This is a genomic window from Serratia sp. MYb239, from assembly GCF_002966855.1.
GTDB classification, from domain to species: domain Bacteria; phylum Pseudomonadota; class Gammaproteobacteria; order Enterobacterales; family Enterobacteriaceae; genus Serratia_B; species Serratia_B rhizosphaerae.
In genome coordinates this window covers 1,427,603-1,439,779 of the sequence record NZ_CP023268.1, presented here as the reverse complement: position 1 = coordinate 1,439,779, position 12,177 = coordinate 1,427,603, and the positions used below count along the sequence as shown (strand labels likewise).

12 protein-coding genes are annotated in these 12,177 nt (G+C 60.2%); 7 read left to right on the top strand and 5 right to left on the bottom strand.

The genetic code is table 11. The annotated features are described in order from the left end of the window. Window positions 1–39: 39 nt before the first annotated feature. Window positions 40–1,248, bottom strand: a complete 1,209-nt coding sequence (locus CLM71_RS06925; protein ID WP_105230347.1) for an aldose 1-epimerase family protein — start codon at window positions 1,246–1,248, stop codon at window positions 40–42. Between the two features lie 602 nt (window positions 1,249–1,850). Here CLM71_RS06925 and dps point away from each other — a divergent pair. The 5 genes from dps (at window position 1,851) to glnQ (ending at window position 5,306) form a co-directional block, all read left to right on the top strand. Then, on the top strand, window positions 1,851–2,354 hold the full coding sequence (dps, locus tag CLM71_RS06920; protein WP_105230346.1) for a DNA starvation/stationary phase protection protein Dps: 504 nt from the start codon (window positions 1,851–1,853) through the stop codon (window positions 2,352–2,354). A gap of 119 nt (window positions 2,355–2,473) precedes the next feature. Next, window positions 2,474–2,740, top strand: a complete 267-nt coding sequence (locus tag CLM71_RS06915) for a DksA/TraR family C4-type zinc finger protein (RefSeq protein ID WP_105230345.1) — start codon at window positions 2,474–2,476, stop codon at window positions 2,738–2,740. Between the two features lie 343 nt (window positions 2,741–3,083). Beyond that, complete coding sequence (gene glnH / locus CLM71_RS06910) at window positions 3,084–3,824, top strand: glutamine ABC transporter substrate-binding protein GlnH (protein ID WP_105230344.1); 741 nt, start codon at window positions 3,084–3,086, stop codon at window positions 3,822–3,824. Between the two features lie 103 nt (window positions 3,825–3,927). Next, window positions 3,928–4,587, top strand: a complete 660-nt coding sequence (gene glnP / locus CLM71_RS06905) for a glutamine ABC transporter permease GlnP (protein ID WP_105230343.1) — start codon at window positions 3,928–3,930, stop codon at window positions 4,585–4,587. Then, window positions 4,584–5,306, top strand: coding sequence for a glutamine ABC transporter ATP-binding protein GlnQ (gene glnQ, locus CLM71_RS06900; RefSeq protein ID WP_105230342.1), 723 nt, complete (start codon window positions 4,584–4,586; stop codon window positions 5,304–5,306). Before glnP ends, glnQ begins: the two co-directional genes overlap by 4 nt. A gap of 36 nt (window positions 5,307–5,342) precedes the next feature. On the opposite strand, the gene CLM71_RS06895 is transcribed toward glnQ, so the two are convergent. Further along, entirely contained in the window at window positions 5,343–6,230 is an 888-nt protein-coding gene (locus tag CLM71_RS06895) for a LysR family transcriptional regulator (RefSeq protein ID WP_105230341.1), read from the bottom strand. 89 nt (window positions 6,231–6,319) lie between these two features. Here CLM71_RS06895 and CLM71_RS06890 point away from each other — a divergent pair, with 89 nt between their 5' ends. Continuing rightward, entirely contained in the window at window positions 6,320–7,378 is a 1,059-nt protein-coding gene (locus tag CLM71_RS06890) for a nitronate monooxygenase family protein (protein ID WP_105230340.1), read from the top strand. A gap of 84 nt (window positions 7,379–7,462) precedes the next feature. Here CLM71_RS06890 and rlmF read toward each other — a convergent pair whose 3' ends face one another. Next, a complete protein-coding gene (rlmF, locus tag CLM71_RS06885) occupies window positions 7,463–8,428 on the bottom strand; it encodes a 23S rRNA (adenine(1618)-N(6))-methyltransferase RlmF (RefSeq protein ID WP_199776399.1) in 966 nt (321 codons plus the stop codon). A 142-nt stretch (window positions 8,429–8,570) separates the two neighbouring features. On the opposite strand from rlmF, the gene CLM71_RS06880 reads away from it, so the two are divergent. Beyond that, window positions 8,571–9,206, top strand: a complete 636-nt coding sequence (locus CLM71_RS06880) for a flavin reductase family protein (protein ID WP_105230338.1) — start codon at window positions 8,571–8,573, stop codon at window positions 9,204–9,206. A 16-nt stretch (window positions 9,207–9,222) separates the two neighbouring features. Here the strand turns inward: CLM71_RS06880 and CLM71_RS06875 are convergent, their stop codons facing one another. Both CLM71_RS06875 and ybiB read right to left on the bottom strand, forming a co-directional pair. Beyond that, window positions 9,223–11,076, bottom strand: a complete 1,854-nt coding sequence (locus CLM71_RS06875; protein WP_105230337.1) for a M3 family metallopeptidase — start codon at window positions 11,074–11,076, stop codon at window positions 9,223–9,225. A 62-nt stretch (window positions 11,077–11,138) separates the two neighbouring features. After that, entirely contained in the window at window positions 11,139–12,092 is a 954-nt protein-coding gene (gene ybiB, locus CLM71_RS06870) for a DNA-binding protein YbiB (RefSeq protein ID WP_105230336.1), read from the bottom strand. Window positions 12,093–12,177: the final 85 nt, after the last annotated feature.

Genomic DNA, 12,177 nt, shown 5'->3' with positions numbered 1-12,177 from the left:
CGTCAGGCCAGCCGTTACGCCGGCCTGACGGCGTTTTCCTTATTCCACCGCTATCGGCTGCGCCACCAGTTTGACATCGCGGTCGCCCTGCAGCGCCTTGACCCGCTCCTCGGCCTGCTTAACCTGCTGCGCATTCTGCAACAGGGTGTAGGTCAGCGCGAACTGCGTGCTCTGCCCCGGCTGCAGCTGTTTGATACGCCCCTGTTCGCGCTCGATGTTTACCGGATAAGCGTAATTGGTGCCTGGCTCAATGCCGGTGACGTAGCCCTGCCGCTCGGTATCGGTGTTTTTCCACAGCGTCAGCAACGGCAACTGACGGGTATTAAAGCCGATAGAAACGCCGCGATCGCCCTGCCGGTTGCTGAGCATCGCCAGGGTTTTCCCCTCGGCATCGGCGTAAGGCACGATGTTAAACACCATCTCATCAAAGCCTTTGGTCGGCCCCTGATACTGCGACCAGTTTTTCAAACCGGCGCGGGCATAGTCATTAAACGGCGAGATCTCCTTGATCGGCGCGTTGAATCGCGCGCCTTCTTCCAGTAACGGCTTGCCGAAATTGCTGTGGTAGATGATCTGATAGTCCCGCGGGTAGTCCGCACGGTTGGTCAGGCTATCTTCAATGGTAAAGGAGGTGCTTCCCGGCACGTAGCGCAGCTCGGTCCAGGTTTCCAGGTTGCTTTTCTTAAAGGTGTTTTCCTTCAGCAAACCGCGGATGCGCACCGTATATGGCGCTTTTTCATCAATCTCCACCAGCACTTTGGAAGCCGGCGTATTGCCGGCGCGGCCGTGTAGCGTATAAAGCGTGCCGTCCTCAACGCCCGGGTGCCCCGTCCATGCAAAGCCGCAGCGCACCATCATTTCATTAAAGCCGTCCAGCCAGCCCAGACCGTTGCGGCTTTCCAGATTGATATAGGCCGGGTTAACCACCTCGTCAACCGGCGAATCCCACCCCAGCCGTACGCCGGCGCCGTTGACATGCAGAATATCCATGCCGCGCGTCGGACTGAGCGCGATGGTCAACCCACCGGGGCTGGTCAGGGTAATCACTTTCGACCCCTCCTGTTTGCCACCGTGCAACACCTGCTGACGCAGGCTGAAATCGGCGCCGCCCAGCTTCAGCTTGTGGCTGTCGGTCTGCCAGTTACCCTGTTCAATGCCTTTTTCACTGTCGGTCAACACGATGGTTTGCGCAGAGGCATAACCTGAAATCAAAGAGATAGCGATTGAAACTGCGGTTAGCGTCTTCATTATTCTGCCCTTGTGGTTAGCTGAAAGGTTTTAGCTAAAGCAGTAACAAAGTAGATTTTCACCGGTGCTGAAAATGCGAAGCGAGTCACTCTTCCTATAATGGGCGGCAGGCAAGGCGTTCAGACGTTATCTGATGCAAGTTTTATTGTGAATGGAAATGACCTGTTGCAGATAAAACGTGCCAAATATCACCATAAAGCTGAACGGTGTCAGCGCTGCGCCGCAGCCTGACGTCTCGGACGCGCACGACGCACGGAGAGGATGTTCTCAAAAACAGCATATCGCCTTGATGCTGGTTTAAAAAACATAACCAGGATGATTAACCGTGGGAGAAGAACTTATCCGTTGATTATCAACGAGTCATTAAACATCGTGCCAAAGCAACACCCGATAAATAATGCCTCCACATACCACTTAAAATAAAAAATCACTATTTATCAATAAATAAAACAGAGGCAGTATTAACATTGATTTAACACCAACACGCCATTACATTGCCTCCGCCTATTTAATCCATAGCCTTTATCAGCCGATAAAATAACCCGACGCTGCTATAATTATTCCGTAATGAATTTGGGACAACAATTTAAGAGGATATCTTTATGAGTACCGCAAAACTGGTGAAAACGAAATCTTCTGACCTTCTGTATACCCGCAATGATATGGATGACAAAACCAAGCTGGCAACTATCAGCATCCTGAACCACCAGCTCACACAGTTTATTGACCTGTCGCTAATCACCAAACAGGCGCACTGGAACATGCGCGGCGCAAACTTTATCGCCGTACATGAAATGCTCGACGGCTTCCGCACCGCGATTACCGATCATCTGGATATCTTCGCCGAGCGCGTGGTCCAATTGGGCGGCATTGCGCTGGGCACCGTGCAGACCGTCAACGCGGCCACGCCGCTGAAAAGCTACCCGACCCATATCCACAGCGTACAGGAACACCTGAAAGCGCTGGCCGACCGTTACGGCATCGTGGCGAACGACATCCGCCAGGCAATCAGCGCCGTGGATGACGAAGACACCGCAGATATCTTTACCGCCGCTTCGCGCGATCTGGATAAATTCCTGTGGTTTATTGAAGCCAATATCGAATAACCCTGCTTATACAGGCTGTCGCTGCGGCGTCAGCCTGTTGTCATCTGCGAACCACGCTTGAAATCGGCGAAAAAAACACCATATTCTGTTGAGAGGTCTTTTACGGCAGGAGGTGGCTTATGGCAAGCGGATGGGCGGCAGACGGCGCGGTTCAGGATCAAATCGACTCCACCGTCGACGACGCCGTACAGCGCGCCCGGCAGGCGCTGGGACACGGCGAAAGCGAACAATACTGTCAGGAGTGCGGGGAAGCAATCCCGCTGGCGCGCCGCCAGGCTTTACAAGGCGTACGCTACTGCCTGAACTGCCAGAACGCGCTGGATAAAAAACACGCTGCCGGCAGTTTGTACAACCGCCGCGGCAGTAAAGACAGCCAACTACGCTAATCTTCCCCCGCTCAGGGCCACCTGAGCGGTTTTTTTGCGCTGCGACATCCCCTGCGTTGCGCCAAAAAGTTAGATTTAGTTATCAGTATTGATGCGTAATTGTTAACTTTCGGTTGTTTTGCCACCACTTTTTAGTTAATCATAAGCCAACGCACCAACGGCGATCGCCCGCATCATTATTGGGCACCCGTTGAGAGCGTAATCATAATAACTCGCCGTAACGGCACAACATCACATCTTAACCCTTTGTTTTTATAGAAATCGCAGACGTGGCACGATTATTTCATGGCGATAATGCAATAAAAAAATGGGTCAATCACAACCTGTACAGGAAATTCCTCTCATGAAGTCAATATTTAAAACCTCGCTGGCCGCCCTGTCGCTGGCCTTTGCCGTAAGTTCTCACGCAGCAGACAAACTGGTGGTCGCCACCGACACCGCCTTCGTTCCTTTCGAATTCAAACAGGGTAACCAATACGTCGGTTTCGATATCGATCTGTGGGCCGCCATCGCCAAAGAGCTGAAGCTGGACTACAGCCTGAAGCCGATGGACTTCGGCGGCATCATCCCGGCGCTGCAGACCAAAAACGTTGATGTGGCGCTGGCCGGCATCACCATTACCGAAGAGCGCCAGAAAGCCATCGATTTCTCCGACGGTTACTACAAAAGCGGCCTGCTGGTGATGGTCAACGCCGATAATGACGAGGTGAAAAACGTCAACGACCTGAACGGCAAAGTGGTGGCGGTGAAAAGCGGCACCGGTTCGGTGGATTACGTGAAGGAACACGTCAAAACCAAGGATCTGCGCCAGTTCCCGAATATCGACAACGCCTATATGGAGCTGGGCACCAAACGCGCCGACGCGGTGGTGCACGACACGCCGAACATTCTGTACTTTATCAAGACCGCCGGCGCCGGCAAATTCAAAACGGTGGGCGACTCGCTGGAAGCACAGCAATACGGCATCGCCTTCCCGAAAGGCAGCGATCTGCGCGAGAAGGTCAACGGCGCGCTGAAAACGCTGCGTGAAAACGGCACCTACAACGAAATCTATAAAAAATGGTTCGGTAGCGAACCCAAATAATCACGTCTGACCGCGTGTTCATCGCACACGGCGGCGTCGTCACCCGGCCCGCCGTGTGCTGTTGTCTCTGATCCCCCATTGGGGAACACCGGGAGTAAACACCATGCAGTTCGACTGGAGCGCCATCTGGCCCGCCCTGCCCATTCTGTTAGAAGGCGCCAAGATGACCCTGTGGATTTCGGTCCTCGGTCTGATTGGCGGCCTGATTATCGGCCTCATCGCCGGTTTCGCCCGCACCTACGGCGGTTGGATCGCCAACCATATCGCCCTGGTCTTTATCGAAGTGATCCGCGGCACGCCGATCGTGGTGCAGGTGATGTTTATTTACTTCGCCCTGCCCATGGCGTTTACCGACCTGCGCATCGACCCGTTCACCGCCGCGGTGGTGACCATTATGATCAACTCCGGCGCCTATATTGCCGAAATCACCCGCGGCGCGGTGCTGTCAATTCATAACGGCTTCCGCGAAGCCGGGCTGGCGCTCGGCCTGTCGCGACGCGAAACCATCCGCCATGTGATCATGCCGCTGGCGCTGCGCCGCATGCTGCCGCCGCTGGGTAACCAGTGGATTATCAGCATTAAGGACACCTCGCTGTTTATCGTCATCGGCGTCGCCGAACTGACCCGTCAGGGGCAGGAAATCATCGCCGGCAACTTCCGCGCGCTGGAAATTTGGAGCGCCGTCGCCGTCATTTATCTGATCATCACGCTGGTGCTGAGCTTTGTGCTGCGTCGTCTGGAAAGAAGGATGAAAATCCTGTGATTGAATTTAAAAACGTCTCTAAGCACTTCGGGCAAACCCAGGTGCTGCACGATATCGACCTGAAGATCGATCAGGGGGAAGTGGTGGTGATTATCGGGCCATCCGGCTCCGGCAAATCCACCCTGCTGCGCTGCATCAATAAACTGGAAGAGATCACCGCCGGCGATCTGATCGTCGACGGCTTAAAGGCCAACGATCCGCACGTCGACGAACGGCTGATCCGTCAGGAAGCCGGGATGGTGTTCCAGCAGTTCTACCTGTTCCCGCACCTGACGGCGCTGGAAAACGTCGCCTTCGGCCCGATCCGCGTACGCGGCCTGAGTAAAACCGACGCCGATAAACTGGCGCGTGAGCTGCTGGCAAAGGTCGGGCTGGCGGAGCGCGCGCATCACTATCCGTCCGAACTGTCCGGCGGCCAGCAGCAGCGTGTGGCCATCGCCCGCGCGCTGGCGGTGAAACCGAAAATGATGCTGTTCGACGAACCCACCTCGGCGCTCGATCCCGAACTGCGCCACGAGGTGCTGAAGGTGATGCAGGATCTGGCCGAGGAGGGCATGACCATGGTGATCGTCACCCACGAAGTCGGCTTTGCCGAGAAGGTGGCCTCGCGGCTGATCTTTATCGACAAAGGGCGCATCGCGCAGGACGGCGATCCGCATCAGTTGATCAATCACCCGCCAAGCCAGCGCCTGCAGGAGTTCCTGCAGCACGTTTCCTGACGCCGGTACGGGGCCGGCATACGGCCGGCCCCCTCATCACCGTGACATCTCCGCCATATTGGACGTCGCCAGCAGCGTGCGGCGCAGACTTTCCACCGCCGGCGAACGGCTCTCCGACCGCCAGATAAACTGGGTAACGGCCGTTCCGGCAGGCGTCACGCTCAGCCCCGCCGGCAGCGACAGCAGCTCAAGCACGCTTTGCGGCAGCACACAGCAGTAGCTGCCCGACGCGACGCAGGCCAGCATCGCATGGTAAGAACCGACTGCCTGCACCTCAGGCGGTCGATCGCCCGTGCCGCCGGCCAGCAGGCGCAGAGCAATTTCCCGGTAGGTGCAGCCGTCAACAAAGGCGGCCAGCTTCCGGGCGGTGCGCCCATTCCCGGCGTCGCAGCCTTCCGCCGCCTGCAGCAGCATCAGCCGCTCGACAAACATCGGCTGGCAGGCAAGTCCGTCAGGGCACATCACCTCCCCTTCTTCATCAGCCGGCAGCGCCACCAGCGCGCAGTCCAGTTCCCACTCTTGCACCTTTTCCGTCAGCTGGCGCGTCGGCAGCGTGGTAAAGCTCAGCCGCACCGCCGGGCAGGCCTGGCTGAACGTCGCCAGCGGCTGCGTCAGCCGGCTGGCGGCGGTGCACTCCATCGCGCCAAACGCCAGTTGGCCGCTCGGGCTGTGGGGATGCAGAGACTGGCGTGCTTCCTCCGCCAGGCTGAGCATTCTTTTGGTATACGTCAGAAATTTCTTGCCCTGCGGCGACAGCCGCAACGCCCGGTTCTCACGGATAAACAGCTGAACCTCCAGCTCTTCTTCCAGCTGCTGGATGCGCGTTGTGACGTTGGACTGAACCCGCCCCACCCGTCGGGCGGCACGGTTAATGCTCAGCTCTTCCGCCACCACTTTGAAGATTTCCAGTGAAGTATGGTTCATCTTTCATTCTCATTTTGAAAACGATATTGATTTTTAAGTCTCTACACGAGATTTTATCTACCTTACCGTGAACTCAAGCAGGTGTAACGATGAAAACCATTTTGTGTACCCGGCTTAATCTGCAGTACCCGTTGGTTCAGGCGCCGATGGCGGGCGTCTCCACCCCTGAGCTGGCGGCGGCAGTCAGCAACGCCGGCGCGTTAGGCTCCATCAGCGTCGGCGCCTCCACGCCGGAGCAGGCGGAAGTGATGATCGGCAAAACGCAGGCGCTGACGGCCGGGCCGATAAACGTCAATGTATTCTGCCACCCGCCGGTGCAGCGCGATGCGGCGCTGGAGCAGGCGTGGATCCAACGCTTCGCGCCGCTGTTCCGCCAGTACGGCGCCGAGCCGCCCGCTAAATTAAGCGAGATCTACCAAACGTTCCAGGATAACGCGCGCATGCTGGAAGTGCTGTTAACCCTGCGCCCGGCGGCGGTCAGCTTCCACTTCGGCATCCCGTCCACCGCGTTTATCGCCCGGTTAAAAGCGCACGGTATCGTCACCTTCGCCAGCGCCACCACGCCGGAAGAAGCCAGCCGGATTGCGGCCAGCCAGATTGACTTTATTGTGGCGCAGGGGATTGAGGCCGGCGGGCACCGCGGCCAGTTTAATCTGCAGGATGACGACCGCCGGCTAACCACCTTTACCCTGGTGCAGGCGATACGGCGGGTCACCGACGTGCCGGTGATTGCGGCCGGCGGCATTATGGACGGCGCGGGGATGGCCGCGATGCTGAAGCTGGGCGCGGCCGGCGTCCAGATGGGCACCGCGTTTATTCTGTGTCCGGAGTCCGCCGCCAATCAGGCTTACCGCCGCAGTTTGCAAAGCCCGCAGGCCGCCGATACGGTGATGGTCTCCGCCATCTCCGGCCGGCCGGCCAGATGCATCAATAACGCATTCTGCCGGTTTACCCGCGACGTCGCGCAGGACAGCATTCCGCCCTACCCGCTGACCTATGCGCTGGGCAAAGCGCTTGCCGCCGCTGCCGCCGCCCGGGGCGAGCCGGGGTTCGGCGCCCAGTGGGCCGGCCAGGGCGCAACGCTGGCGCGGGAAATGCCCGCGGCGCAGCTGGTGCAAACGCTGGTCGCCGAGTGGCAGGCCGGCTGAGCATCACCCAAGCCGGCGAAAAGGAAAGAACAGTCGGGACACTATTTGCGCCGGCGAGGATGCCGGCGCGTAAACGGGACAGGATCAGCGCCAGCGTTCGGCGGCCCAGGCGGCCTGCTGCTCCGCCGTGTGGAACGTCCAGGCGACAAAGCGGCTGATTTTTTGCCCCTGCGCCATCTCAACGGTGCGCACTTCCACCGCCCCCGCCTGCCGCAGCGCCTGATAGACCGCCGGCAGCGTGCTGCTTTTGGAAATCAGCGAGGTGAACCACAGGCAGTTTTGCGCTTTACCGACGCTCTCCGCCACCATCGCACACACGAAGGCTTCTTCGCCCCCCGCGCACCACAGCTCATTGTTCTTGCCGCCAAAATTCTGCACCGGCTGCGCCGCCACCTCGCCTTTGCCCAGCTTATGCAGCTTGCGTCGGGTACTGGCGCGCGCTTCCTCGGCGGAAGCGTGGAACGGCGGGTTGCACAGCGTAGCATCGAAGCGCTCGGCAGCGCCGATGATGCCGTCAAAAATCCGCTCCGGCTGTTTTTGCTGCCGCAGACGCACGCTGTTTTTCAACTGCGGGTTCATCGCGACAATCATTTTGGCCGACTGCAGCGCCCCGCTCTCGACCTCGGAGCCGGTAAAACGCCAGCCGTATTCGCGCACGCCGACGATGGGGTAAATGCAGTTGGCACCCACGCCGACATCGAGGATCGCCACGCCCTTACCGCGCGGGATCGCGCCGCCGTTACCGGCCGCCAGTAAATCCGCCAGATGATGCAGGTAGTCGGCGCGGCCGGGGATCGGCGGGCACAAATAGCCGGCCGGAATATCCCAGTGCTCGATGCCGTAAAAATGCTGTAGCAGGGCGCGGTTCAGCATTTTCACCGCCGCCGGGTCGGCAAAGTCTACCGACTCATCGCCCCACTGATTCGGCGTGACAAACGGCGCCAAGGCCGGACAACTGGCGATAAGCTGCGGAAAATCATAACGGGAACGGTGGCGGTTGCGGGGATGCAGGCCGTTTTTCTGCTGCGGGAAGGTTTTCTTTTTTTGCACCTGACGTACTCTTACTGGCGGGAACTGCGGCATAAGATAGCATATTCGCCGGGTAAACTTGCAGCCTGCGAGAAACACGCCAGAATAAAGGGGTTTTTATCCGTCAGGATGCCGCCATTCAGCCCGGGAGGGCACAGACAACATGAGCAGTGAATCACGTTATTACTATGAACCCGCCGCCGGCCACGGTCTGCCGCACGATCCGCTGAACGCCATTGTCGGGCCGCGCCCGATCGGCTGGATCTCTTCCGTCAGCGCCGACGGACAGCGTAATCTGGCGCCCTACAGCTTCTTTAACTGCTTCAACTACCGGCCGCCGATCATCGGCTTCGCCAGCTCCGGTTGGAAAGACAGCGTGGCCAATATCGTGGAAACCGGCGAATTCGTCTGGAATCTGGCGACCCGCCCGCTGGCCGAGGCGATGAACAACAGCTCGGCGTCGCTGCCGCGCCATGAGGATGAATTCGCCTTCGCCGGCCTGACGCCGCTGGCCGGCCGCAAGGTCAAGGTCGACCGGGTGGCGGAAAGTCCGGTGCACTTTGAGTGCCGGCTGAGCCAGTGCATCCAGCTGCAGAGCGCAGCCGGCGACAAGGTCGATACCTGGCTGGTGCTGGGGGAAGTGGTGGCAGTGCATATCGAGCGCGCGCTGCTGGATGAGCACGGCGTCTACCAGACCGCCGCCGCACAGCCGATCCTGCGCGCCGGCGGCCCGACGGCGTACTACGCCATCGAGGAAAGCCACCGTTTCGATCTGGTGCGCCCGGACGCGCTGAAGTAACGCGCCCGCACGCCGCTTACGAGCGTTCCTCTATCGCTGCGGCAAAGTCGCGGCACATCTGCGCGTCGCCGTCGGCGTTATCCGCCAGCACGCGATCGCCATCCACCACGCGGATATGCGCCTGCAGATTGAAATCCGCCGCCGGCTGCGGACGCGCCGCCGCCGCGGCCATCGTCTGCTGCGCCGCCTGCCAGGCCTGCTCCACCGTCTGGTTGCAGGCCGTCGCCAGGTAGTCCGGGTTAAAGCCTTCGCCAGTCAGGCTGCGCAGGGTGTCGTCGTGGCTGACGCTGTTGCCCGGCAGCCAGTAGTGATGCGCCAGATCGGGGCCGATGGCCGGGTTATCGGTCAGGTAGCCGTCACGCTGCAGGAAGAAGTGGCGCGTCTGCTCTACCGCCATCAGCGCCAGCAGGTAACCCTGATACGAACAGGCCGACTCCAGCGACAACAGATGCGGAATTGCCAGCGTCGGGCGCGGACTGCCGCTGACGCCGAGGATCCGCTGCTCAACGTCACGCGCCAGCTGTGCTATCGCCTGCGGCGTACGCTGCGCGTCATCCCACTGATACAGCGCCCACTCAAAGTAAGGCACCAGCAGAATATGACGTTCGTTAAAGGCGCGCATCGGCTGGCGCGCGTCGATGCCGGCCTTGATCAGCGCATCCGGCACCGCCTCGCCGGCGGCGTTTTTCGCATAGCGCTTCAGCCAGTCGGCGTCGTCCAGCAGGCTGTCGCAGAACATCGACTGGGTTTCCGCATAGGCCATCGACGTGGGCGGAAACTCCTGCGAGAAGCACGGCGCGTTCTGCGCGATATTGGCAAAATGCGCCGCATGACCGCCCTCGTGGAACAGGGTATTCAGGCCGTAGGCGCCGCTGCCCACCTGCCCCGGCTGAGCCAGGCTGGTGAAGTTAATCTGCGCCGGCAGCCACTGCCCCTGCTGCACGAACGGCGGCACCGGGCCGTGCATAAAGCCGTTTTCATATTTGCCCGGCCGCACCAGCAGGTCCAGATTCAGCGCTGCGCCGCGGAAACTGATATGCAGCCGCTTGAAGCTGTTCACCCAGCGCTCCAGCGACTGCGAGAACGGGAAGTAGGGATCGAGCTGCCGCGTAACGTCGCCGGCGCTGGCAAAACGGATGTTCCACGGCTGCAGCGCCTGTTCGCCCTGTTGCTCCGCCAGCTGCCGCAGGCTGTGCGCGTTAGCCTCGCGGGTCTGCTGCTCAAAGCGGTCGAGAATGGCGAACAGCTGTTCCGGCGTCATGCGCTCGGTTTTATTCACCTTGTAATCGAAGTAGTTGCGGTAGCCCATCTGGCGCGCAAAGCGGTTGCGCAGGCCGATCAGTTCCGGCAGGCCGTTGTGCAGCAGCCACTGTTCCAGATCGCGCAGCGCGTCCTGTGAACTGCGTCGGTGCGCCTCATTTTCGTTGGTCGCCTGATTGGTCAGCAGCTCGCCCAGCGACGCCGCCACCCGCTCGCCCTGCGCGTTCAGGTGCGTGACCGGATAGGCTTTGCGACGATCGAACAGATCGGCCTCGGCGGCGATGATCTGATCCAATAAATTCTGCGCCTCGGGATCTTCCACCGCGTTGCAGTCAAAGAAACGCAGCCAGCCGTTCAGGCCGTGCTGCAGCGCGCGCAGCGCCTCGCTTGGCGTTTCCTCTTCCAACTGCGCCAGCAGCTGACGGATTTCCGCCAGGCGGCGCGGCTCGCCGATAAAGCGCTTATAGGCGCTTTCCGCCGCGGTAAAGCGCGCCGACACGTCATCGGCGCCGGTGCCCATATACTGCTGCCAGAACAACTCCTCCTTGGTCTGGTGCACCTGAAGATAGTCCTGATTTAACTGATTAAAGTAATCGAGAGCCTGTTGCATAACCGTCCTTTCCTGTGGCGAAGCGGGACACGCCCGCCCCTGAGGTGAAAAGCAAAATGGCGTTACGCCAGCCGCGCCAGCCCCTGTTCCAGCGTCGTCGCCTGCCCGGTCGCCACCAGACAGCAGGCGACCTGCAGCGCCAGCGCCTGCGGGATCGCCACCTCGCCGGCCAGGCAGCGCTCAATCCAGCGCGCGGTGGTCTCGGCGTCTTTCGCCGCCGGTAAGGCCGGCGTTTCATTCAGCGCCGGACGCTCCAGCAGCACGCGCTGTTCGCCGTCGGCGATAAAATGAATCTGCGGGCAGCGCTGCGGGTTGGCGTAGGCCTCGCCTTCGGTGCCGTGCATCAGCAGGCCGCGCGCGCCGATCTGACGGAAAAACGAGCCAACGCGATCCACGTATTCCGGGTGAGAGACGCTGGCAAGGCGCAGCACGTCATGCTCGCCGAACGGCGTCGCCAGCTTGGCCAGCGTATGGGCGCTGTTGCGCACCCCCATGCGCCAGCGTAAACCGAGCTGACGCTCCAACGCCGGCGACAGCGCGGTCACCGGCATAAATACCGCCTCGCCGCCATCAAGCTGCTGCTGCGCCGTTGCGGCGTCCGCGGCGGCCTTGATCCCCAGCGCCTGAAAAATTTCCCCGCTGGTAACGCGCGTGGCATCGTCCACCACGCCGTGCACCACCACCGGCAGCCCGACCCGCGCCAACAACAGCGCCAGCAGCGGCGTCAGGTTGGCCTGCTTGCGCGCGCCGTTGTAGCTCGGCAGCACCACCGGCATCGGCCGCCCCGCCGGCGGCTGCAGCTGCGTCACCTGCTGCTGCATCGCCTGGTAAAAGCCAAGCATCTCCTCTTCCGCCTCGCCCTTGATGCGCAAAGCGATCAGCACGCCGCCCAGTTCCAGCTCCGGCACCTCGCCGGCCAGCATCGCCTGGTACAGCTGGCGCGCCGTTTCCCGGTCCAGACTGCGCGCGTGCAGTTTGCCGCGCCCTATTTCTTTGATAATTTTGCTGTAATCCATAAGGCTTTCCTTCAATGCGATAATAATTAGCATACGCTATCTGCCGTCGCGCTCAACCTCATCCCAACACTCCGGCAGTGGCCGG